This window comes from Tepidimonas taiwanensis (assembly GCF_020162115.1).
Classification (GTDB): Bacteria; Pseudomonadota; Gammaproteobacteria; order Burkholderiales; family Burkholderiaceae_C; genus Tepidimonas; species Tepidimonas taiwanensis.
In genome coordinates this window covers 2,575,006-2,598,453 of the sequence record NZ_CP083911.1, presented here as the reverse complement: position 1 = coordinate 2,598,453, position 23,448 = coordinate 2,575,006, and the positions used below count along the sequence as shown (strand labels likewise).

Annotated in this window: 18 protein-coding genes; 4 read left to right on the top strand and 14 right to left on the bottom strand. The window is 69.2% G+C overall.

What is annotated here, in order from left to right:
- The first annotated feature begins 33 nt into the window (after positions 1–33).
- Positions 34–2,037: a diguanylate cyclase domain-containing protein gene (locus LCC91_RS12260; protein ID WP_052231692.1), complete on the top strand. Its 2,004-nt coding sequence runs from the start codon at positions 34–36 to the stop codon at positions 2,035–2,037.
- On the opposite strand, the gene LCC91_RS12255 is transcribed toward LCC91_RS12260, so the two are convergent.
- From LCC91_RS12255 to LCC91_RS12230, 6 genes are all read right to left on the bottom strand, one after another.
- Positions 1,956–2,372: an EAL domain-containing protein gene (locus LCC91_RS12255; RefSeq protein WP_224440947.1), complete on the bottom strand. Its 417-nt coding sequence runs from the start codon at positions 2,370–2,372 to the stop codon at positions 1,956–1,958. The two genes, LCC91_RS12260 and LCC91_RS12255, sit on opposite strands and share 82 nt — an antisense overlap.
- Positions 2,373–2,374: 2 nt before the next feature.
- Entirely contained in the window at positions 2,375–3,871 is a 1,497-nt protein-coding gene (locus tag LCC91_RS12250) for an IS5 family transposase (RefSeq protein ID WP_224440884.1), read from the bottom strand.
- A 91-nt stretch (positions 3,872–3,962) separates the two neighbouring features.
- Complete coding sequence (locus tag LCC91_RS12245; protein ID WP_185974939.1) at positions 3,963–5,348, bottom strand: putative bifunctional diguanylate cyclase/phosphodiesterase; 1,386 nt, start codon at positions 5,346–5,348, stop codon at positions 3,963–3,965.
- A 20-nt stretch (positions 5,349–5,368) separates the two neighbouring features.
- A complete protein-coding gene (locus LCC91_RS12240) occupies positions 5,369–6,937 on the bottom strand; it encodes a methyl-accepting chemotaxis protein (RefSeq protein WP_043702651.1) in 1,569 nt (522 codons plus the stop codon).
- Between the two features lie 225 nt (positions 6,938–7,162).
- Positions 7,163–7,846 (bottom strand): Crp/Fnr family transcriptional regulator, encoded by a 684-nt coding sequence (locus LCC91_RS12235; RefSeq protein WP_185974938.1) that lies wholly within the window; start codon positions 7,844–7,846, stop codon positions 7,163–7,165.
- Between the two features lie 64 nt (positions 7,847–7,910).
- A complete protein-coding gene (locus LCC91_RS12230; RefSeq protein ID WP_082007667.1) occupies positions 7,911–8,813 on the bottom strand; it encodes a lysophospholipid acyltransferase family protein in 903 nt (300 codons plus the stop codon).
- A gap of 91 nt (positions 8,814–8,904) precedes the next feature.
- On the opposite strand from LCC91_RS12230, the gene LCC91_RS12225 reads away from it, so the two are divergent.
- Positions 8,905–10,053, top strand: coding sequence for an alkene reductase (locus LCC91_RS12225; protein WP_058616535.1), 1,149 nt, complete (start codon positions 8,905–8,907; stop codon positions 10,051–10,053).
- Between the two features lie 208 nt (positions 10,054–10,261).
- On the opposite strand, the gene LCC91_RS12220 is transcribed toward LCC91_RS12225, so the two are convergent.
- On the bottom strand, positions 10,262–11,746 hold the full coding sequence (locus tag LCC91_RS12220; protein ID WP_043702657.1) for an aldehyde dehydrogenase: 1,485 nt from the start codon (positions 11,744–11,746) through the stop codon (positions 10,262–10,264).
- Positions 11,747–11,901: 155 nt separating this feature from the next.
- Between LCC91_RS12220 and LCC91_RS12215 the strand changes: the two genes are divergently transcribed.
- Complete coding sequence (locus LCC91_RS12215) at positions 11,902–13,551, top strand: ATP-binding protein (protein ID WP_224440946.1); 1,650 nt, start codon at positions 11,902–11,904, stop codon at positions 13,549–13,551.
- 37 nt (positions 13,552–13,588) lie between these two features.
- On the opposite strand, the gene LCC91_RS12210 is transcribed toward LCC91_RS12215, so the two are convergent.
- The 7 genes from LCC91_RS12210 to LCC91_RS12180 form a co-directional block, all read right to left on the bottom strand.
- Positions 13,589–14,428, bottom strand: coding sequence for an ABC transporter permease (locus LCC91_RS12210; RefSeq protein ID WP_043699343.1), 840 nt, complete (start codon positions 14,426–14,428; stop codon positions 13,589–13,591).
- A gap of 16 nt (positions 14,429–14,444) precedes the next feature.
- Positions 14,445–15,368, bottom strand: coding sequence for an ABC transporter permease (locus tag LCC91_RS12205; protein ID WP_043699340.1), 924 nt, complete (start codon positions 15,366–15,368; stop codon positions 14,445–14,447).
- Positions 15,369–15,392: 24 nt separating this feature from the next.
- The gene (locus tag LCC91_RS12200) at positions 15,393–16,508 is read right to left on the bottom strand and encodes an ABC transporter ATP-binding protein (RefSeq protein ID WP_043699338.1); all 1,116 of its coding nucleotides are present in this window, start codon (positions 16,506–16,508) and stop codon (positions 15,393–15,395) included.
- Positions 16,509–16,636: 128 nt separating this feature from the next.
- Positions 16,637–17,812, bottom strand: coding sequence for an extracellular solute-binding protein (locus LCC91_RS12195; protein WP_043699337.1), 1,176 nt, complete (start codon positions 17,810–17,812; stop codon positions 16,637–16,639).
- A gap of 110 nt (positions 17,813–17,922) precedes the next feature.
- Positions 17,923–19,350 carry an aspartate aminotransferase family protein gene (locus tag LCC91_RS12190; RefSeq protein WP_043699335.1) on the bottom strand — a complete coding sequence of 476 codons (1,428 nt, stop codon included), beginning with the start codon at positions 19,348–19,350 and terminating at the stop codon, positions 17,923–17,925.
- Positions 19,351–19,397: 47 nt separating this feature from the next.
- A complete protein-coding gene (locus LCC91_RS12185; protein WP_043699334.1) occupies positions 19,398–20,768 on the bottom strand; it encodes a glutamine synthetase family protein in 1,371 nt (456 codons plus the stop codon).
- 123 nt (positions 20,769–20,891) lie between these two features.
- Entirely contained in the window at positions 20,892–21,707 is an 816-nt protein-coding gene (locus LCC91_RS12180; protein ID WP_043699329.1) for a gamma-glutamyl-gamma-aminobutyrate hydrolase family protein, read from the bottom strand.
- Positions 21,708–21,951: 244 nt separating this feature from the next.
- On the opposite strand from LCC91_RS12180, the gene pdxR reads away from it, so the two are divergent.
- Positions 21,952–23,433: a MocR-like pyridoxine biosynthesis transcription factor PdxR gene (gene pdxR / locus LCC91_RS12175; protein WP_082007484.1), complete on the top strand. Its 1,482-nt coding sequence runs from the start codon at positions 21,952–21,954 to the stop codon at positions 23,431–23,433.
- Positions 23,434–23,448: the final 15 nt, after the last annotated feature.

The window sequence follows — 23,448 nt, the reverse complement described above, 5'->3', positions numbered from 1 at the left end:
GGAATGCAACGGTACAAAGCGTAGGCGCATCTGATGCGCTGGCTGCTCCGCGCTGTGCTGCTGGGCGCCTTGGTCGGCTCCGCCGTCGCCCAGCCCGTGGATCTGCCGGCGTCGACCGCGTCGTTGTCGGCGCAGGCGCTGTTCGAGCGCCACGCGGCGCCGATGCTCTGGATCGACCCCGACAGCGGCCACATTCTGGATGCCAACGCCGCGGCCGCGCGCTTTTACGGCTGGTCCGTGCCGCTGCTGCGGCAAATGCGCATCCAGGATATCAACGTGCTGGATGTCGAGCGGGTGCAGGCGGAGCGCCAGCGCGCCGCGCTCGAAGAGCGTGCGTTTTTCATCTTTCCGCACCGGCTGGCCGATGGGTCGGTCCACCTGGTCGCGGTCCACTCGACCCCGTACACGGTCGACGGGCTGACACGGCAGCTGTCCATCATCCAGGACCTGAGCGGCCCGTCGACGACGGCGCACGAAACGTGGCGCGCGCACGAAAACATGGCGCAGGCGCTGGCCGTGCAGCGCGCGCAACTGGAGGCCACCCACCGCCGACGCCTGCTGCTCGGTGGGGCGCTGCTGACGCTGACGGCGATCACCGCGGCGCTGCTGGGGGCGCTGCTGTGGCGCCAGCGGCGGCTGACCCATGCCGCCGAGCAGGCCGAAGCCGCCGAGCGCGCGCAGCACGCCGCCCTGCAACAGGCCCACCACCAGCTGCAGCGCCTCTCGACGCTGGCGATGGCGTTGCGCGGCGGGGCCACCGGCACGTGGGAGTGGGACCTGCGCCGCGACGAGCTCCAGCTCAACGCGGCGGCGCTGCAAAGCCTGGGCCACAACGCGGCCACGCTGCCGCGGCTGGATACCCCCGCGTGGCTGGCGCTGCTGCACCCGCAGGATCGCACCCGGTTCGAGCACGCCTGGGCCGCTCACCTGGCGGGCAACGCCGAGCTGCTGTCGTGCGAGGTGCGGCTGCGCCACCGCGACGGCCACTGGGTCTGGGTGCTGCTGCGCGGCCAGATCAGCGAGCGCGACGCCGCCGGCCATGCCGCGCGGCTGGTCGGCGTCTGGCTGGACGTGTCGCAGCAGCGCCACGAGCAGGAGACGCAGGCGCTCGCGGAACAGGTGTTTCGCCACACGCAGGACGCGATCGTCGTCACCGATCCGGAGGGGCGCATCGTGCGCGTCAACGAGGCGTTCTGCCGCCTCACCGGCTACGCGACCGACGAGGTGCTCGGCCGCACGCCGGCGCTGCTCGCCTCCGGCCGGCACGACCGGGCGTTCTTCGCCGCGATGTGGCACAGCCTGCGCAACGACGGCTTCTGGAGCGGCGACGTGTGGAACCGGCGACGCGATGGCTCGCTGATGGCGAACTGGATGTCAATCAGCGCCTTGCGCAGCGCCGACGGTGCCCTGTTGGGCTACGTCGGCATCTTCCACGACGTCACCGCCCGGCGCCTGGGCGAGGAACACCTGCAGCGCGCGGCGCTGTACGACCCGTTGACGGGCCTGGGCAACCGCGTGCTGCTGATCGACCGCTTGCAACAGGCCATCGCCCAGGCGCAGCGGCACGGCCACGTACTCGCGGTCGTGATGCTGGACCTGGACGGCTTCAAGGCGGTCAACGACACGTATGGCCACGCCGCCGGCGACCGGCTGCTGGTGACGCTGGCGCAGCGCTTCCGCGCGCTCATCCGCGAGGGCGACACGGCCGCACGGCTGGGCGGGGACGAATTCGTCTTCCTGCTGCCGGATCTGATCCGCCCGGCCGACGCGCTGCCGACCGTGCAGCGGCTGCTGCAGGCCGCGTCCACGCCGGTGGAGGACGCCGCCGGTGCGCTGCGCGTGTCGGCGAGCATCGGCATCGCCTATTTTCCGCAGGACGGCGCGCCGGGCCCAGACGCGCTGCTGCAGCGTGCCGACGAGGCGATGTATGCCGCCAAGCACGGCGGCCGCAACCGCTACGCCGAGTGGCCGCCGGACGAGGCAACGCGCTCGAACACATCGTTGGCCGGCAGCGCCGGCGCGAACAGCCAGCCCTGATAGACCGGGCAGCGGCAGCGGCGCAGGAAGGCGAGCTGCTCCGCGGTCTCCACGCCTTCGGCGACCACCTCGCGCCGCAGCGTGCGCGCCAGCGCCAGCGCCCCGCGCACCAGCACGGTGTCGGTGTTGTCGTGCGGGATGTCGCGCACGAAGCTGCGGTCGATCTTGAGCCGCTGCACCGGCAGCGCCTTGAGCAGCGCCAGCGACGAGTGCCCGGTGCCGAAGTCATCCAGTGCGACCGCAACACCCAGGTCCGCGAGCGCGGTGAGCGTGCGCCGCGCCTGGTCGGCGTCGGCCATCGCCTGCGATTCCGTGGTCGTCCCTGAAAAATTCATTTTCACGCCGCCCTTAGCCGCAGCTGGGCAGGGTTGGCGCCACTGGACTCGGTTGGCCGCCGCTGGGCGAGCCACCGGCCGATGAGGCGCACGGCCGCAATGAGGCGCAAAAAAGCTCGCCTCAAGAAGGGCACGCCCTTCTTCGTGATCATGCGCAGCAGCCAGCGGATGTTGTAGCCCGCCGCGCACAGCACCGCGTGCAGCCGGTCACCCTGCTCGCCCTTGAGGTGGCACCTGTCCATGCGGTGATCCTGCTTCAAGTGCCCGATGACCGGCTCGATGGCCTGGCGGCGCTTGAGCAGCTTGCGCTCCTGCTGCGTGAGGCGCTTGATCTTGCCGCGGTGCACCAGGCGCACATCCGCAATGTCGGCTTCCACCCCGCGGTAGCCCAGATCGGCAAACGCTGTGCTGGGCTTGATGCCAGTGTCCTGCATCAGGATCGTGGCCTGCTCCAGCTGCGCTTGCAGCGTGTGCCCGTCGTAGGGGTTGCCATGGAAGGCCCGGGCTGCGACGATGAGGCTGTGCTTCAGGGTGCTGGCAATGCCGACCTTGACGCCGAACTCGTAAGGGCAGCGGGCCTTGCCCTTGTTGATGCACTCCACCTCCGGCGCGTGCCAGGCGTAGAGCTTTCGAGTCCCGTCGGCGGTCTTTCGGTTGGCAGTCTGCGCCACCAGACGCGCCGCCTTGTTGAGGGTGTGGCCAAGAGCACTCTGGATGGCCTGCCCCAGGCGGCTGGCCTTGCGCTCGATCTCGCGCTGCAGCCTGGCCACGATCGTGCGCTGGCGCTTGATGACCCGGCGCATGCGCGCAAACTGCCGCGCGTGCGCATAGCGTCCTGCCTTGCGGGCCAGCTCCTTGCCTTCCTTGGCAAAGGTCTGCTTCAAGGCGATGCCGGCGGCCTTGGCCGCCTCCACCAGCTTGGTGCGTGCCGTCTCCAGCAGCCGGCTGTCGGTGGGGTGCGCCACCGCCTTGGGTTGTACGGTGGTGTCCACCACCACGCGCTTGAGTTCCTGCGGCTTGATGAGTCCGGTTTCCACCGCCACGTTGATGGTCTGCGCCAAGAGTTCTTCCACGCCTTCTTCGCCCAGCAGCCGGCGAAACTTCACCAGCGTCGTGGCGTCGCACGGCCGGCGATGTTCAAAGTACGCCCGCCCCGAGAAGAACTGCCATGTGGGGGTTTCGCCCCAGCGCTCGACCACCCCTTCGTCCGACTCGTTGAAGGCGTGCTTCAGATACAGCAGCGCGATCATCACGCGCAGCGGCACGCGGGGTCGGCCTGCGTTGGACGCCCGAGCTGCGCGCACCGGAGATTCGCCAAAGAGGTCCAGATCGGGCATCGCGACACCTGCGCGCGCTTTGCGCATGAACAGGTGCGACAGCCTTGCTTCCAACTCCTGCCACGGCATGCGTGAGGACAACACCGCCAGCGGATGGCGCAGGTCGATCATCTGATCGAGCCGGGCGCGGAAGAAGTCCTCGGTGGCGGGGCAGGCAAACATCGCAAAACTCCCAGAAAACGGCGCATCAGACCATCAAATCTGGGGGAAATTGTACTCGCAAACAGACAATAACACAAGAAAAATCATGCTGTTATGAATATTTCAGGGGCGACTCCGTGATCTCCAGTTCCAGCGCGTCGGGGGCGACGCCGTGCGCCCGCAGCAGCTCGCGCACCTGCGCCACCAGACCGGGCTGCCGGAACTGCGCCGGCGACAGGTTGACCGCCACCCGCAGGCGCAGCCCCTGATCGGCCCAGGCGCGGGCCTGGCGGCACGCCTCGTGCAACACCCAGTCACCCAGCGGCAGGATCAGCCCCGACGCCTCCGCCACCGGGATGAAGCGCGCCGGCGGCACCGCGCCCAGCTCGGCGTCGGTCCAGCGCAGCAGCGCCTCCACCCCCACCACGGCCCCCGTGCGCACGTCCACCTGCGGCTGGTAGTGCAGCGCCAGCCCGCCGTGGCGCAGCGCCTGCCGCAGCCGCTCCGCCAGCCGCGCGCGCTCGTCCATCGCCTGCGCCAGCGCCGGCGCGTAGCGCGCGGGCTGCTGACGCCCGCCGCCTTTGGCCGCGTACAGCGCCAGGTCGGCAGCGCGCAACAGGGCGTCGGCGTCCTGTGCGTCCTGCGGGCAGCAGGCCACGCCGACCGAGGCCCCGATGGCCAGCTCCAGCCCCTCCACCCGCACCGGGCGCCCCAGCGCGATGAGCAGCTTGTCCGCGACGCGCAGCGCGTCGACCGGCGATTCGACGTAGGGCAACAGCACCGCAAACTCGTCCCCGCCCAGCCGCGCGACCACGTCGTCGGTGCGCACGGCCTCGCGCAGGCGTTCGGCGACCACCTGCAGCACCCGGTCCCCCACCGGGTGGCCGTGGGTGTCGTTGATCCCCTTGAAGTCGTCCAGGTCCAGCAACAGCAGCGCCGCGGTGTGCCCGTGCCGGCGCGCTGCGGCGGCGGCCAGACACGCCTGCGAGCGCAACTGCGCACGGTTCGCCAGCCCGGTGAGCGGGTCGTGCGCGGCCAGGTGCTGCAGCCGTTCGATCAGCGCCCGCGACTCGGTCACGTCGCGCACGAACGCCACCGCACACGGCCGCCCGTCGCACACGCACAGGCCCAGCGCGATGTCGACCGGCAGTTCGCTGCCGTCGGCACGGCGCAACGCCAAATCGCGCACGCGCCCCATCGGCCGCGGCTGCGGGTGCGCAAAAAACCGCCGCACCCACGCCGCGTGCGCGCCGCGCGCGGCGGACGGCAGCAGCACGTCCAGCGGCTGCCCCACCAACGCCGCCGCGTCGGGATAGCCCGCCATGCGCACCAGCGCCGGGTTGACCCGCACGAGGGTCGCCGTCTCGTCGACGACGGCGATGCCGTCCGGGGCGGCGTCGAACACCGCGCGCTCCAAGGGCGCGATGACGCCGCTGGCCGCCGCCTCGGCCTCGGCCAGCAGCGCGGCCGGAATGTGCAGGGAGGTGGTCGCCGTCACGGATCCCCCCATCCACGCGCTCATGCACGCGCCCCCACCCGCCACACCGCCAACGCGTCGCTGAGCCGCTCGGCGCGCGCGTGCAGACTGCGCGCCGCCGCGGACAGCTCCTCCACCAACGCCGCGTTTTGCTGCGTGTCGCGATCCAGCTGCCCCATCGCTGCGCCGATCTGCGCCACACCCCCCGATTGCTGGGCACTGGCCGTTGCGATCTCCTCGATGAACGTCGAGACACGGCGGATGTGTTCGACCACCGACGCGATGCGCTCACCCGCCTCCTGCGCCTGGGCGGAGCCGGCCTTGACCTGCTCGACGCTGGCCTGGATCAGGGCGCGGATTTCCTTGGCCGCCTCGGCGCTGCGCTGCGCCAGGCTCCTCACCTCGCCCGCAACCACCGCGAAGCCGCGCCCCGCCTCACCCGCGCGGGCGGCTTCCACGGCGGCATTGAGCGCGAGGATGTTGGTCTGGAATGCGATGCTGTCGATCAGCCCCGTGATGTCGGCGATGCGCTGCGAACCGGCGGCGATCTGCCCCATCGTCTGCACGACGCACTGCACCACGTGTGCGCCCTCGTCGGCCGCGGCCATCGTCTGCTGCGCGACTTCGGTGGCGGTGCGGGTGTTCTCCGCGTTTTGCCGCACGGTGGCGGTGATCTGTTCGGTGGAGGCGGCCGTCTCCTCCAGGCTCGCCGCGGCGCGCTCGGTGCGCTGCGACAGGTCGTCGTTGCCCTGCGCGATCTGCTCGCTCGCCGCGCTCACCCCCGCCACCTGCGCGGCCACGTCGTCCACCAGCGCGCGCAAATTCAACCCCGCCTGGTTGATCGAGCGCGCGAGCAGCCCGATGTCGTCCACGCGGTTCAGCGGCGGCCGCGTATAGAGGTTGCCCGCCGCGACGGACAGCGCGTGCTCGCGGATGCTGCGCAGCGGCTGCAGGATCTGCCGGGTGAGCCACAGGTCCGCCAGCGCCGCGCCGACCACGGCCACCGCGCCGACGACCCCGGCCACCGGCCACGCGCCGGTGATGGCTCCGAAGCCGACCGCCGCCGCCGCGGGCAGCAGCGCCGCGGCCCACAACCCCACGCGCAGGCGCGCCGCGGTGCTGGCGCGCTGCGTCCAGCTGCGCCACGACTGCCAGCCGGTACGCACGACGAGCCCGCGATCGAACGCGAGCCCTTTGGCGCGCCCCTCGCGGAAGGCAGCGTAAAGCCGCTCGGCCGCCTCGATTTCCGAGCGCTCCGGCGCGGTGCGCACCGACAGATACCCGACCAGCTGCCCGTCGCGCACCATCGGCGCGGCGTTGGCCCGCACCCAGTAGTGGTCGCCGTCCTTGCGGCGGTTTTTCACCAGCGCCGTCCACGACAGGCCGCTCTTGATCGTGCGCCACATGTCCTCGAACGCCTCGGGTGGCATGTCCGGGTGGCGCACGATATTGTGCGGCTGGCCGGTGAGCTCCTCCGCGTCGAAGCCGCTCACCGCGTTGAACGCGGCGTTGGCGTAGGTAATGCGGCCCTTGGGGTCGGTGGTAGACAGTAGCGTGGTGCGCCCGTCGAAGGCGTACTCACGTTGGGTCACGGGCAAATTGCGGCGCATGCGTGGCGTCCCTCACGACCACTGCCGTCGATCTGTGTCAGCACTGTGGTGATAGAGCCTCACCAGATTGCCACAACACCCGCGCCTTGACCCCGATCGTCCCTCAACTTTCGAGCTTGGAAATGATTTTTGTCACGTGTGCGGCGCACTTCCGAATCCTGCTGGGACGTCATGCCCCAAAGGGAATCGGTGAGGATACGCTTCCTCGCGCGCGCCGGGAGCGCACTACGCCAAAACATAAACAACGCCACGCCGTTCGCCCCGCCGAATGCGACCCCGGCGCACCAAGGTCGCCAAGGCGCGAGAGACGGTTTCTGGCACGCACGCGCTCAGCTGCCCCAGCACCTCTCGCGGCGGCAACACCACGCGCGCTGCGCCCTGAAGGTGGGCGATACGGCGCAGCGTCTCCTCCACGCGCTGCGTGGCCGTGCGCAACCGCCCGATCGTGGCCCAGTCGGCCAACGCCTCCAGTAAACGGGCACTATCGGCCACCGCAACCCCGGGAATTTGGTGCTGAACCCGAACAGCGCGCGCACACAGCCGACACGCCGTAAGCGCCACCGCGTCCACCTCGGCCGCGCTCGACAGCAGCGCACACACCCCCAACGTCAGACCAGGACCGACCAGGGCCACCGCACAGACCTCGCCCGAAGCCAGCCGCCGGCGCAACAACACCAGCCCGATTTTGATCGCCACCAATTCGTGCACCGGTTCACCCTGGTGAATGATCCGCGTGCCGGCGCTGACCACCCGCTCAACCGTAGGGGCGACGTGACCCCTGAGCTCGGCGCGCGCGAGCAAACAATCTCGGGCGCGTACGCACGCCGCACAATCGGCCTGAGACGGTGCAGGCGAACCTAAGGCGACCCGGCTGGCGCGTCGATTTATCTGGCGCACGCGGCGATCCATGGCACGCATTGTCCGGACGGGCAGAACCCGCGTCAGCGCGCGCGCGTCACATCCTTGACTTGGGTCAATAGGCCGGCGGTTGCCCCGGGGGGCGGGTTTTGAAGCGCCGGTGCAGCCAGTGGTACTGCCCCGGCGCCTCGGCGATCCACGCCTCCAGCTCGGCGTTCATGCGCCGCGCGTCCGCCTCATCGTCGCCGCTGGGGTATTGCGCCCACGGTGGCCCCACCCACACACGGTAACCGCGCCGATCCAGCCGCGCCACCACCGCAACGACCGGCGCACCCGCCAGCGCCGCCAGCCGCGGCAGCGACGTCACCGTCGCTGCCGCGACACCAAAAAACGGCACGAACACCGACTGCGCCGCGCCAAAGTCCATATCGGGCAGCAGATAGATTGCGGCACCCGCGCGCAATGCCCGCGCCAGCCCACGCAACCCCTCTCGGCGCGACATGATTTTCGGCTGCCCGAACCGATGCCTCCCCTGCCACACCCAACGATCAAGGCGCTCGTTGACCTGTGGCGCATAGACACCGGCCCACTCGCGCGCGATTGCCTGCGTCAGCCGCGTCCACGCCGCGTCCAGCCCCACGAAATGCGGCGCAAAAACCACCACCGGCCCTGGCGCGGCAAGCACCTGCCAAGCCCCCTCCAGCCGCACGCGTCGCGCCACCACCTCGGGCGGTGCATGCCACAGCCAGACGCGGTCGACGAATGCCTGGCCGAAATGCCGAAACGTCTGCCACAGCCAAGCGCGCCGCTGCGCCGCGCTGGCATGCGGAAAACACAGCGCGAGGTTGCGCACCGCCACCGCCCGGCGCTTCGGTGCCAACCCATACAGCGCCGCCCCCAGCAGCCAGCCAGCAGCGCGCAAGACGGGCAGCGGCAAGCGCGCCAGTCCACGCAACCACAACGGGCCGGGACTTCCGGTCGGCGGCAAAACGGAAAACGTCTTCGGCGCGGCACTCATGGGCCTGTGGATGATACTGAGCCCAGCGCCGTGGCGCGTGCGTGACAACGCCAGCGTGCAAGCGCTTTTGATGCGACGCACAATTTTGCCCATGAGTTCTAAGCATCCCTCTCTGTTCGAACCTGTCACGGTCGGCGCCTGGGCGCTGCCCCACCGGGTCGTGATGGCCCCGCTGACACGCAACCGCGCGCCCGGCCAAGTGCCCACGCCGCTGATGGCCACCTACTACGCGCAGCGCGCCCACCCGCGCGACGGCGCCAGCCTCATCATCGCCGAAGCCACGCCGGTGTGCCCTGAAGGCCACGGCTACGCCGACACGCCCGGCATCCACACGCCCGAACAGGTCCAGGCGTGGCGTGCGGTCACCGACGCGGTGCACGCCGCCGGCGGCCACATCGTGCTGCAGCTGTGGCACGTGGGGCGCATCTCGCACGTATCCCTGCAGCCGGGTGGACAACCGCCGGTGGCACCGTCGGCCATCCGCGCGCAGGCCAAAACCTACGTCATCGAAACCACCGCCGACGGACGGCGTGTCGGGCGCTTCGTCGACGTGTCGGAGCCGCGCGCGCTGCGGCTGGACGAGTTGCCGGGCATCGTCGAGGCGTACCGCCAGGCCGCCCTCAATGCGCGGACAGCGGGTTTCGACGGCGTCGAGGTGCACGCGGCCAACGGCTACCTGCTCGACCAGTTCCTGCGCCGCGGCAGCAACCAGCGCACCGACGCCTACGGTGGCTCCATCGAAAACCGCGCCCGCCTGCTGCGGGAGGTGATGCAGGCCGTCACCGGCGCGATCGGCGGCGAGCGCGTCGGCATCCGCCTCTCGCCGGTCACGCCGGTCAACGACGCGCACGATGACGAGCCGCAGCCCCTGTTCGAATATGTGGTGCGAATGCTGGCACCGCTGGGGTTGGCCTACGTCCACCTCATCGAGGGGCAGACCGGCGGCCCGCGCGACTACCAGCAGGGGGCACAGCCGTTCGACTACGCCGCGCTGCGCCGCGCCTATCGGGACGCGGGCGGCACAGGCGCGTGGATGGTCAACAACGGCTACGACCGCGCGCTGGCCGAGCAGGCCCTGGCCAACGGCGCCGATCTGGTGGCATTTGGCCGCCCCTTCATCAGCAACCCGGACCTGACGCGCCGGCTGCGCGAGGGGCTGCCGCTCAACCCGTTGCAGCGCGAGACGCTCTACGGTGGCGGGGCCGAGGGGTACACGGACTACCCGTTCGCCGCCCCGTGAGGGGGCCTGACGATCGGATGGGGCACGAGGCCCCATCGTATTCCCCCGGGGCGAACCGCCGGCACACCGCGCTCGCCGGGGGGCTCGAGACGACTTCGGACCGCCGCCATCACGGCACGGCCTGGCAACGGGGCGGGCGGCGACGCGACCGCGCCCACCGCTGATGCCCCAAGGTGATGCCCCAAGGCAACGATGCCCCGAGTACGGTTTATAACGGGCTGTCGATCCGGATCCAGGTGGTTTTCAGCTCGGTGTACTTGTCCAGTGCGTGCAGCGACTTGTCGCGCCCGATGCCGCTTTGCTTGTAGCCCCCGAACGGCACGGTGATGTCGTCCTCGTCATACTGGTTGACGTGCACCGTGCCGGCACGCAGCGCGCGCGCCACCGCGTGCGCCTTGTTGAGGTCGCGCGTCCACACCGCCGCCTGCAGGCCGTAGATGCTGTCGTTGGCCTGCCGTACCGCGTCTGCCGCGTCGGTGAACGTGATCACCGACAGCACCGGGCCGAAGATCTCCTCGCGCGCGATCGTCATCCCGTTGTGCACGCCGTCGAAGATGGTCGGTTGCACGTAGCAGCCGCCCGGCACCGGCTCCACCGCCTGCCCGCCGGCGAGCAGCCGCGCGCCCTCGGCCTGCCCCTGCTCGATGTAGCGCATCACGGTGCCGAGCTGGATGCGGTCCACGATCGCGCCCATCACCGTGTCTTTTTCCAGCGGATTGGCAGGCTGGTATTTGGGCACCAGCGCCAGCGCCTTTTCGACGAAGGCGTCGTGGATCGACGCCTCGACGAACAGGCGCGACGGGGCGTTGCAGCTCTCGCCCTGGTTGAAAAAGACGCTGCCCACCGCCGCCTGCACCGCGCGGTCCAGGTCCGGGCAGTCGGCAAAGACGATATTGGGCGACTTGCCGCCCAGCTCGGTCCACGCGCGCTTGAGGTTGCTCTGCCCCGCCATCACGTGAATCTGCTTGCCCACGCGCGTGCTGCCGGTGAACGCGATGCAGTCCACGTCCATGTGCAGCGCCAGCGCGCTGCCCGCCTCGGGCCCGTAGCCCGGCACCACGTTGAACACCCCGGGCGGAATGCCCGCCTCCAGCGCCAGCTCGGCGAGCCGCAGCGCCGACAGCGGCGACTTCTCGCTGGGCTTGAGGACCACCGAATTGCCCACCGCCAGCGCCGGCGCGATCTTCCATGCCGCCATCAGCAGCGGGTAGTTCCACGGCACGATGACGCCGACCACCCCCACCGGCTCGCGCGTCACCAGCGCCAGCGCCGTCGCGGGCGTCGGTGCGATCTCGTCGTACACCTTGTCGATCGCCTCGCCGTACCAGCGGATGCAGTTGGCCGCGCTGTGCACGTCCACGCCCTTCGCGTAGCGGATGGGCTTGCCCATGTCCAGCGTTTCGGTCAGCGCCAGCTCGTCCGCATGCGCCAGCAGCAGCTCCGCCAGCCGGATGAGCACGCGCTTGCGCGCCGCCGGGGCCAACCCCGCCCAGCGCCGGTCCTCGAACGCACGTCGCGCCGCCGCCACCGCGGCATCGATATCGGCCGCGCCGCCGCGCGCGACGGTCGCCAGCACCCGCCCATCCACGGGCGAAACACAGTCGAAGGTCTGGCCATCGGCCGCGTCCACGCGGCGGCCGTCGATCAACGCGCGGCCGTCGAAGCGCGGCACAACGGTCGTCTCAGCGGTCATGGGTTACCTCCTGCATTTGCAGCGTCAGATCGCGTGCATCGTAACGCCCCAGCGCACCATCATCGACAGCCACTTGGTATCCTCCGAAAGGAACCGATCGGGCATCCCTCGCACCCCGCCAACACCATCTGGTTCGGTTCCTGCACTCACGCACCATGAAGACCTTCAACACCGCCGGCCCCTCGATTCCGGGCGACCACTACATGCTCGATCCGCTGGCGCGCATCGATCTGGCCGAGATCGAAGCGCTGATCGACGCCAAGCGCTACTTCGTGCTGCACGCCCCGCGCCAGACCGGCAAGACCACGGCGCTGCTGGCGCTGATGCACCACCTCAACGCCCAGGGGCGCTACCGCTGCGCCTACGCCAATATCGAAGGCGCGCAGGCCGCCCGCGGCGACGAGACGCAGGGCATCCCCGCTGCCTGTGAGGCCATCGTCGGCAGCCTCGAAACCTACCTGAGCGATACACGGATCGCCGCGTGGTACTGGGACAACAAACCACGCATGGCCCCGCAGAACCTGCTCACCGCCCTGCTGCGCCACTGGTCGCAGCTGGACGCCAAACCCGCCGTGCTCTTCCTCGACGAAGTCGACGCGCTGGTGGGCGATACGCTCATCTCCCTCTTGCGCCAGATCCGCGCCGGCTACGCCCAGCGGCCTGAGGCTTTTCCGCAAACCGTCGTGCTGTGCGGCGTGCGCGATGTGCGCGACTACCGCATCCACTCCGGAGGCGAGATCATCACCGGAGGGTCGGCCTTCAACATCAAGGCCGTGTCGCTGCGCTTGAGCAACTTCTCGCGCGCCGAGTGCGAGCAGCTTTGGCAGCAGCACGAGGCCGAGACGGGTCAGCGCTTCGACCCAGCGATCTACCCGGAGCTGTGGGCCGACACCGAGGGGCAGCCGTGGCTGGTCAATGCGCTGGGGCATGAGCTAACCTGGAATATGCGGGAACTCAGGGACCGCAGCCAGCCCATCACGTTGACGCACTACTGGCAGGCACGCGAGAACCTCATCCAGTCGCGCGCCACGCACCTGGATCAGCTCACCGACAAGTTGCGCGAGGCGCGGGTGGCGCGCATCGTCTACGCGCTTCTTCAGGGTGAGCCGGTCCAGGAGCGCTTTCCCACCGATGACGTGCAGTACGTCGAAGACCTGGGGCTGATCGCCTCTCGCCCGCAGATCCGCATTGCCAACCGCATCTACCGCGAGGTGATTCCGCGCGAGCTGACGTGGACCATCCAGACCGTGTTGCCGTATGAGCAGCCGTGGTATGTGCGCCCCGACCGGCGGCTGGACATGCCGAAGCTGCTCGCCGGGTTTCAGCAGTTTTTTCGTGAGCACTCGGAGGCGTGGATCGAGGGATTCGACTACAAGGAAGCCGGCCCGCAGTTGCTGATGCAAGCCTTTCTGCAAAGAATCGTCAACGGCGGCGGGCGCATCCAGCGCGAGTACGGCCTGGGCCGGCGCCGCACGGACCTGCTGATCGAGTGGCCGCTGGATGAGCAGCAGGGCTTTTTCGGCCCGGTGCAGCGGGTGGTGATCGAACTGAAGCTCTACCGCAAGGGCAGCCTGGACGCCCTCATCGCCGAGGGGCTCACCCAGACCGCCGACTACGCCGACAAAGCCGGTGCGGACGAGGCGCACTTGGTCATCTTCGACCGTCGCCCGGGCATCGCGTGGGAAGACAAAATCTGGCAGCGCAGCGAAACAGTGGCCCGCGCCGTCGATGGTGGCAGCGGTGACGGCGCGCGCACGATCCGTAGCAACGCGGGGCCGCGTACGATCGGGGTGTGGGGGTGTTGAGGCGCGTATCGCGTTACCGCGGCCGCAGCACCTCCCCTCACCCCTGCCGCAGCGCAGCGGCGATTTCGCGCTCGCGCCGCCGGGTGCTACGCGCCACCCACACGGCGTAGCTGACGATGACCGTGGTCACGACGACGATCAGGATCGTGGCCGCGGCGTAGATCGTCGGGTTGATCCCGCGGCGCGCGTAACCGAAAATCACCTGCGGCAGGGTGTTGACGCCGGGACCGGAGAGGAATTCCGAGATCACGACGTCGTCGAACGACAGCGTGAACGACAGTAGAAACGCGGCCAGCACCGCCTGCGCAATGTTGGGCAGCGTCACGAGGAAGAACACCTGGTGCGGGCGCGCGCCGAGGTCCATCGCCGCCTCCTCGATGCGGCGGTCCATCTCCAACAGGCGCGACTGCACGACGACCATCGCGTAGGCCATGCCCATCAGCGTGTGGCCGAGGATGATGGTGAGCATGCCGCGCTCGGGCCAGCCAAAGACGTTTTGCGCCCCCACCATCAGCAGCAGCAGCGACAGGCCGATGATGACCTCGGGCATCACGAGCGGCGCGTTGACCATGCCGGAAAAGACCGTGCGCCCCCAGAAGCGCCGGTAGCGCACCAGCACGAAGGCGGCAAAGGTGCCGAGCACGGCCGACAGCAGGCCGGTGGTCAGCGCCACTTTCAGCGAGACGAAAAAGCCGTTGACGATCTTGGTGTCGGCCAGCAGCGCCTCGTACCAGCGCAGCGAAAAGCCGGTGAACACCGCGTCCTGGCGCGTGCTGTTGAACGAAAAGACGATCATGAACAGCAGCGGCGCGTACAAGAACGCGTACACGAGCAGCATCCAGGCCTTGCCGAGGTGACGGGCCAGCAGTGACTTCATCGGTGTGCCCTCCCGGTCAGCGCGCCGCGCGCTCGCCGCTGTAGCGGTAGTAGATCGCCAGCGGCACGACGATCAGGCCGATCATGACGACCGCCAGCGCCGCCGCGCGCGGCCAGTTGTTGGCGGTGAACATCTCGTCCCAGACGACGCGGCCGATCATGAGGTTCTCCGGGCCGCCCAACAGCGACGGGATGACGAACTCGCCCACCGACGGGATGAAGACGAGCATGAAGCCGGCGATGATGCCCGCCTTGGACAGCGGCACCGTCACCAGCCAGAACGCGCGCCACGGCGTGGCGCCGAGGTCGTACGCGGCCTCCAGCAGCCGCCAGTCGAGCTTGACCAGGTTGGCGTACAGCGGCAGCACCATGAACGGCAGGTACACGTAGGTCATGCCCACCAACATCGAGACGTTGGTGTAGAGCAGGTGCAGCGGCTCGTCGATCACCCCGACCGCCATCAACAGGCGGTTCAGTATCCCCGCATCGGCGAGAATCCCCTTCCACGCGTACACGCGCAGCAGGAAGGACGTCCAGAACGGCAGCATCACCAGCAGCAGCAACGCGGGGCGCACGGCCGGGGCGCTGCGCGCGATGAAGTACGCAAACGGATACCCGATCAGCAGGCACAGCGTCGCCGTGATCGCCGCGTACAGCAGCGAGCGCACGTAGGCCTCGACGTACAGCGTCTGGAACAGCGGCCCGTCCCACTCGGCCTTGAAGATGGTCCAGTAGTTTTCGTACTTGAGCCGCAGCACACCCGAGGCCGCATCCCACAGCGGCTGGAACGGGTCGATGCCGTCGCCCATGTCGACGAAGCTGATGTAGAGCAGGATCAGGAACGGCAGGAAGAAAAACACCGTCAGCCACGCAAACGGCACGGCGATGACGAAGCGCCGGCCGGGCATGGTCAGCAGCGACGGGGCGGACGAGCGGGACATGGCGGGTCTCCCGGGGTGGCGGCGTCAGTCGCGCAGCACGACACCGGCGGTGTCGCTCCACCAGAACCAGACCTCGTCGTCCCACGTGATGTCCGACAGGTCGTGGCGCGAGGTGTTGGCCTCGGTGATCTTGACCTTGTGGCCCTGGGGCGTGACGACGATGTAGCTGTTGTACGAGCCGAAGTAGGCGATCTCCTTGACCCGCCCCTGGAACAGGTTGCACGGCACGCCCTCGGGGCGCGTCTTGGCGATGTCGATCTTCTCCGGCCGCACCGCGACGCTGATGGGCATGCCCACGGCACCGGTGGTGCCGTAGCCGACGTGGATGCGGCCGATCGGCGCGTCGATCGCGCAGTGGTCCGGCTCGTCGATCGCCAGCGTGCCGTCGAAGAGGTTGACGCTGCCGATGAAGTCGGCGACGAAGCGGTTGGCCGGGTATTCGTACATCTCCTGCGGGGTACCGACCTGCAGCACGCGGCCCTTGCTCATGACCGCGATACGGCTGGCCATCGTCATCGCCTCTTCCTGGTCGTGCGTCACCATCACGCAGGTCACGCCCACTTTTTCGATGATGTTGACGAGTTCGAACTGCGTCTGCTCGCGCAGCTTCTTGTCCAGCGCGCCCAGCGGCTCGTCGAGCAGCAGGAGCTTGGGCCGCTTGGCCAGGCTGCGCGCCAGCGCCACGCGCTGCTGCTGGCCGCCCGAGAGCTGATGCGGCTTGCGCTTCGCGTACGGGGTGAGCTGCACCAGCGCCAGCATCTCATCCACCCGTTTGGCGATTTCCGCTTTGGGCAGCCCCTCGCGCTTGAGGCCGAACGCGACGTTTTCCCACACGTCCAGGTGCGGGAAGAGCGCGTAGCTCTGGAACATCATGTTGACCGGCCGCTCGTACGGCGGCAGACCGGCGACGTCCTGCCCACCGAGCAGGATGCGCCCGGAGGTCGGCGTCTCGAAGCCGGCCAGCATGCGCAGCAGGGTGGACTTGCCGCAGCCCGAGCTGCCCAGCAGCGCAAAGATTTCGCCTTTGCGCACCGACAGCGACACCTCGTCCACCGCCAGCGCCTCGTCGAAGCGCTTGACGAGCTTTTCGGTCACCAAATAGTGCTCCGCATCGACGGGCACACGGGGAGCTTCAGCCATGACGGTTCACACTCCAGCGGGTCGGACAGCGGCCGACGGTTGGAAAAAAGTCAAACAAAACGGGCTGTTCATACGGGGGGTACGAACAGCCCGGGTTCACGCGCGGTGTGACGGGACACCGCCCGGCGTCACTTGCCGCGCTTGAACGCGTTGTAGGCCGATGCCATCGCCTCGCGCGCCTCGTTGGTGTAGCTGCTGGGCTGGATCAGCTTGGGCATGTAGTCGGCCGGCGGGAAGATCGAGGGATTGTTGACCACTTCCGGCTTCATCTGGTCGCGTCCCTGGGTATTGCCGGTGTTGTACCCCATCTCGTTGGCCATCGCGGCGGCGTTCTCGGCCTTCAGGTAGAAGTTGATGAACGCGTGCGCGTTGTTCGGATGCTTGGCGTCCTTCAGGATCGCCATCGTGTCGAAGAACGCCAGCGCCCCGGTGGAGGGCAACAGCGCGACGATCTCGTCCTTGGAGCCGGTCTCGGCGGCGCGCGCGGCGGCGATGTTGATGTCACCGGCCCAGCCGATCACGGCGCAGGCCTTGCCGCTGGCGACGTCGTCGATCATCGTCGAGCTGAAGATGCGGATGTCCTTGCGCACCTTCATCAGCATGTCGACCGCCGCCTTGTAGTCGGCCGGGTCGTTGGAGTACGCGTCCTTGCCGATGTAGTGCAGCGCCACCGGGATGATTTCGGAGGGCGAGTCGAGGTAGGCGATGCCGCAGGACTTGAGCTTTGCGGTGTATTTGGGGTCGAACACCAAGTCCCAGGCGTTTTCGGGCATCGGCATGCCGCCCAGCGCCTTTTCGACCTTGGTCTTGTTGATGCCGACGGTGGTGAAGCTCCACGCCCACGGCACCAGGTACTGGTTGCCCGGGTCGACGCGCTCGAGCACCTTCATGACGCCAGCGTCGAGGTTACCGTAGTTGGGGATCTTGGACTTGTCGAGCGGCTGGAAGAGCCCGGCCTCGATCTGCGGCTTGGCGAACACGCTGCCCGGCACGACGATGTCGTAGCCGGTGTTGCCGGCAACCAGCTTGGCGTGCAGCGCTTCGTTGGTCTCGAAGGTGTCGTAATTGACCTTGATGCCGGTTTCCTTCTCGAAGGCCTCCAGCATGCCCTCGGGGATGTAGTCGGGCCAGTTGTAGATGTTGAGGACCTTCTCGTCATCCAGCACCGGGCCGGCCGGCTGGGCCGGGGCCTGGGCGACGGCGGGGGCGGGTGCCGGGGCCGGCTGGGCGACGGGTTCTTCCTTCTTGCCGCAGGCGGCAACGAACGCCGCGCTGAGCGCCAGGGCCAACAGACGCATCTTCATGTCCACACTCCTAACGGAAAGTTGATGCCACACAAACCATTGCCAAGCAATGATCAGGCCGGTGCGGACGAGGCCCACCACGACGCCCCCACATGCTCTAGCGCCGGATTCTAGGACACGGCCGGCGCCCATCGGCCTTGGCGTTGCAAATCCGCCAACGTCGCGTCCAGCGCGCGCCAGATCAGGTCGATCATCGTGTCGATGTCGGCGCGCGTCATGATCAGCGGCGGCGCGATGATCATGCGGTCCCCGACCGCGCGCATCACGACGCCGGTGTCGAAACAGTGCGCGCGACAGGTCATGCCCACCGCCCATTCTTCGGGGAAGCGCCCCAAAGTGGCCTTGTCGCGCACCAAAATGAGGCCCGCGACCATGCCGCAGGTCTCGGCCACGCCCACCAGCGGGTGGTCGGCCAGCGCGGCAAAGCGCTGCGCCAGATAGGGGGCGGTGTCCTCGCGCACGCGCTGCGGCAGCGCTTCGCGCTCCATCAGTTCGAGATTCGCCAGCGCCACCGCGCACGCCACCGGGTGGCCGCTGTAGGTGTAACCGTGCGTGAACTCGCCCCCGGCGCACAGCACCTGCGCGACGCGCTCATTGACCAGCACCCCGCCGAGCGGCACATAGCCGCTGGTCACCGCCTTCGCAAACGTCACCAGGTCCGGCTTGATGCCGAACTTTTCGTAGGCGAACCAGTGCCCCAGCCGGCCGAAGGCGCAGATGACCTCGTCCGAGATCAGCAGAATGCCGTAGCGGTCCACGATGCGCTGGATTTCGGGCCAGTAGGTAGCGGGTGGGATGATGACCCCGCCAGCACCCTGCACCGGCTCGGCGATGAAGGCGGCCACCTTCTCCGGGCCGATTTCCAGGATCTTTTCCTCCAGCCAGCGCGCGGCGCGGACCCCGAACGCCTCGGGCGTCTCGCCGGACTCGCGCAGGTCCCAGTAGTACGGCTGCTGGATGTGCTCGATGCCCGGGATCGGCAGGTCGCCCTGCTCGTGCATCGCGCGCATGCCGCCGAGCGACGCGGCGGCGACCGTCGAGCCGTGGTAGGCGTTCCAGCGGCTGATGATGACCTTGCGCTGCGGCTGCCCCATCAGGTCCCAGTAGCGGCGCACCAGGCGCACGTTGGTGTCGTTGGCCTCCGAACCGCTGCTGGTGAAGAACACGTGCGTGAAGCGCCGCCCGTCCACCGGCGGGGCGAGCTCGCTCAGGCGCGCGGCCAGCCGCACCGGCGGCTCGGTCGTGGTCTGGAAGAACGTGTTGTAAAACGGCAGCGTCAGCATCTGCCGGTGTGCGGCGTCGGCGAGTTCGCGCCGGCCATAGCCGGCGTTGACGCACCACAGCCCGCTCATGCCGTCCAGGATGCGGTGGCCGTCGGCGTCCCAGATCCAGATGCCCTCCGCGTGCGTGATGACGCGCGCCCCCTTGGCCGCGAGCGCCTGGTGGTCGGTGAAGGGGTGCAGGAAGTGCGCGCTGTCCAGCGCCTGCAGCGCGCGGGCGGAAGACGGCGGCGCCAGGCGGTCGGTGGGAGCGTTCATCGGCGGGTCTCCAGGTCGGTGGGAAGCGGCAAAAGGGCGCAAGCGCGTCAGACGTGCAGCAGCAGGTGCTCGCGCTCCCAAGGCGAGATCACTTTCATGAACTCCTCGAACTCGAGTTCCTTGATCTCGGTGTAGATCGTGATGAACTCCTCGCCCAGCACGTGGTGCAGGTCGGGCTCGCGGCGCAGCCAGTCCAGCGCCTCACCGAGGCTGCGCGGCAGCGCATAGGGCGACAGGTACGCGTCGCCGCGCATCTCGGGCTTGGGCTTGATCTTGTTGACGATGCCGAGGTACCCACAGGCCAGCGTCATCGCCATCGCGATATAGGGGTTCGCGTCCGCGCCGATGACGCGGTTTTCCAGCCGGCGCGCCTGCGGCGGCGCGATCGGCGAGCGGATGCCCACGGTGCGGTTGTCGTGCCCCCACTCGATGTTGATCGGCGCGGCGGTGTGGCGCGCCAGGCGCCGGTAGCTGTTGACGTACGGGGCCACCAGCGCCATCGCGGCCGGGATGTAGCGCTGCAGCCCGCCGATGTAGTGGTAGAACATGTCGGAGGGGCTGCCATCCTCGTTACTGAAGACGTTGCGGCCGGTGGCCTTGTCGACGAGGCTTTGGTGGATGTGCATCGCGCTGCCCGGCTCACCGGCGATGGGCTTGGCCATGAAGGTGGCGTACATGTCGTGGCGCAGCGCCACTTCGCGCACGGTGCGCTTGAACAGAAACACCTCGTCGGCCAGCTCCAGCGGGTGCGCATGGAAAAAGTTGATCTCCATCTGCCCCGCGCCCACCTCGTGGATCAGCGTGTCCACGTTGAGCTCCATCTTGTCGCAGCAGTCGTAGATCTCCTCGAACAGCGGGTCGAACTCGTTGACGGCGTCGATCGAGTACGCCTGGCGCGAAGTCTCGGCGCGGCCGCTGCGCCCGATCGGCGGGTGCAGCAGCGTGTTGGGGTCGGTGTTGCGCGCGGTGAGGTAGAACTCCAGCTCCGGCGCCACCACCGGCTGCAGCCCGAGGCCGTCGTAAAGCTCGCAAACGTGGCGCAGTACGCTGCGCGGCGCGTACGGGATGAGCTTGCCGCTGTGGTCGAAGCAGTCGTGGATCACCTGCGCCGTGGGGTCACTGACCCAGGGCACGATGCGTGCCGTGGCCGGGTCGGGACGCAGTTGCATGTCCCGCTCCGTGGGGTCGATGACGTCGTAGTATGGGCCGCTGCTGGGTTGCTCCCCTGTCACGCTCATCGCCACCACCGAGGCGGGCAATCGCATGCCGCGGTCTTCGGTGAACTTTTCGCGCGGCAGGATCTTGCCGCGTGCCACGCCGGTCAGGTCGGGCACCAGGCACTCGACCTCGGTGACGCGGCGCTCGTTGAGCCATTGTTCGAGATCGTTGAACGATTTGAGGTGTTTGGAACTGCTCATCGGGTGTCTCCTTGTCCCTGTCGGGGAACCACCGCCGGGCGGTGGCCCGACCACGGTGGCGCGCGTCCGGTCATTGTGGCCGCGAACGGGCTCGCCGGCCCCGCCGGACAGGGCCGTGCCCACTCAGGGACATTCTGGCGCCGCGGCGAAGGCACGGGCGTCGGCCGCGCGCCGCGCGCGGCGCTGACGGATCGCTTCGCCAAAGGCACGGAAAATCGCCGTCGAGAGGGGGTCATCCCAGCAGCGCCACTCTGGGTGCCACTGCACCGCGAGCGCGAACGCGCGCGCGTCCTCGAACTCCACCGCCTCGATGAGGCCGTCCGGGGCGTGCGCGACCGGGCGCAACCCCTGCCCCAGCCGCTTGATGCCCTGGCCGTGCAGCGAGTTCACGCGCACGACCGGCGCACCCTCAGCGAGCCGGTGCAGCAGGCTGCCCGGCTGCAGCGTGACCGCGTGGCGCGGGGCGTACTGTTCGTCGATCGGGGCGTCCTTCGGCTCGCGGTGGTCCAGGTGCCCCGGCAGGGCGTGCACCGCCTGGTGCAGACTGCCGCCCAGCGCGACGTTGATCTCCTGAAACCCGCGGCAGATGCCCAGCAGCGGCACGCCGCTGTCCAGCGCCGCGCGCACCACGGCGAGCGTTACTTCGTCGCGCGCTTCGTCCAGCGGCAGCGTCGGATCGGCGACCGCCTCGCCAAAATGGCGCGGGTGCACGTTGGAGGGCGACCCGGTCAGCACCACGCCGTCGACCATCGCCAGCAGGGCCGGCACATCCTCGGCGGCGGCGAGCGGAAACATCACCGGCTGCGCCTGCGCGCCGACCTTCACCGCGCGGGCGTACTTGTCGCCGAGCAGCAGAAACGGCATCGCGCGGCCGTGATCGCCGAGCAGCCGGTGGTCCGCCGGCATCCAGACGAGCGGGGTCGAAAGAAGCGCTGCCATGGTCCAGACCATTCTGGCCGCAGTGGCCCCGCGCCACGGTGCCACTTGCGCCACGGCTCGGGATCCACCGCGAACGCCACGACTCGCCATCCGATGCGCCGCGAGTAGCACCCTCGATGCGCAAGATGGCACCGCCGACGCCGCAAAGCAAGCCCGATCAAGCCCGCCCCGGCGTGCACAATGCAGGGCAGGACCACCGCGCGCGATGACCGCCTCGACCTGACCGATGACCCAAGCCGCCGCCCTGCTGGCCGAGTATGTGCTCACCGAACTGTCCCGCCCGGACGGGCCGGCCGGGCCGGGCAGTGGGCTGCCGCTGAACCGCCGCCTGTACGAGGCGCTGCGCCGCGCGCTGCTGGACGGGCGGCTCGGGCCCGGCGACCGGCTGCCCTCCAGCCGCGAGCTGGCGCAGGACCTGCGGCTGTCGCGCAACACGGTGGTGGCGGCGCTGGAGCAGCTCGGCGCCGAGGGCTACCTCGTCAGCCGCGTGGGCAGCGGCACCTACGTGCACGATCAGCTGCCCCGCGTGCGCGCGGGCACGCGACCGCCGCCGCGCGCGGACGCCGCGCACCTGCCTGGCCTGTCGGCGCGCGGGCAGGGGCTCGTGCAGCACCACAGCGCGCGTGACCTCGAGATCCAGCCCTTCACCCCCGGTGCGGCGGATTTCAGCGCGTTTCCGGTGGCGCTGTGGCAGCGGCTGCAGAACCGCCACTGGCGCGCCGCGCGGCCGGAGATGCTGGACTACACGACCTCCGGCGGCTACGGGCCGCTGCGCCGCGCGGTGGCCGACCACCTGCGCGTGTCGCGCCACGTGCGGCTGGAGCCGGAGCAAGTGCTCATCACCACCGGCACGCAGCAGTCACTCGAGTTGTGCGCGCGGCTGCTGGCCGACGTCGGCGACACGGTCTGGATGGAAGACCCGGGCTACTGGGGGGCGATCAAGGCCTTCACCGCGTGCGGGTTGCGGCTGCACCCGGTGCCAGTGGACGACGAGGGGTGGGCCCCGCCGCCCGCGTCGGCGCCGGCGCCGCGGCTGATCTACGTCACCCCGTCCCACCAGTACCCCACGGGCGCGGTGATGTCGCTGGCGCGGCGCCACGCGCTGCTGGCCCGCGCCGCCGAGGCCAACGCCTGGGTGCTGGAGGACGACTACGACAGCGAATTCCGCTTCGACAGCGCGCCGATCGCGTCGCTGGCCGGCCTGGACGACGACGGGCGCGTGTGCTACCTGGGGACGTTTTCCAAGGTGCTCTACCCGGGCGTCAAACTCGGCTACCTGGTCGTGCCGCGCGCGTGGATCGAAGCCTTCCGGCAGGCGCACTATGACCTGCACCGCCCCGGTCAGCTGCCGCTGCAGGCGGCGCTGGCGGAATTCATCGAGATGGGGCATTTCGCGACCGCGCTGCGCCGCACGCGCCAGACCTATGCCGAGCGGCGCGCACGGCTGCTGCAGGCGCTGGCCCCCGTGCTGTCGTTGCCCGGCGTGCAGATCACCGGTGCCGCACAGGGCCTGCACCTGTGCCTGCGGCTGCCGCCGGCGCTCGACGACCGCGCGATCGCCGCGACGCTGGCGGCCGAGGGCATCTCGGTGCGCCCGCTGTCGGCCTATGCACTGGCGCGCCAGGACCTGCGCGGCCTGCTGATCGGCTACGGCTACGCGCAGCCCGCGCTGATCGCACCGTGCGCACAGCGCATCGTCGCCGTCGTGCAGCAGGCGCTGGGTTGACCGGATCAAACGGGA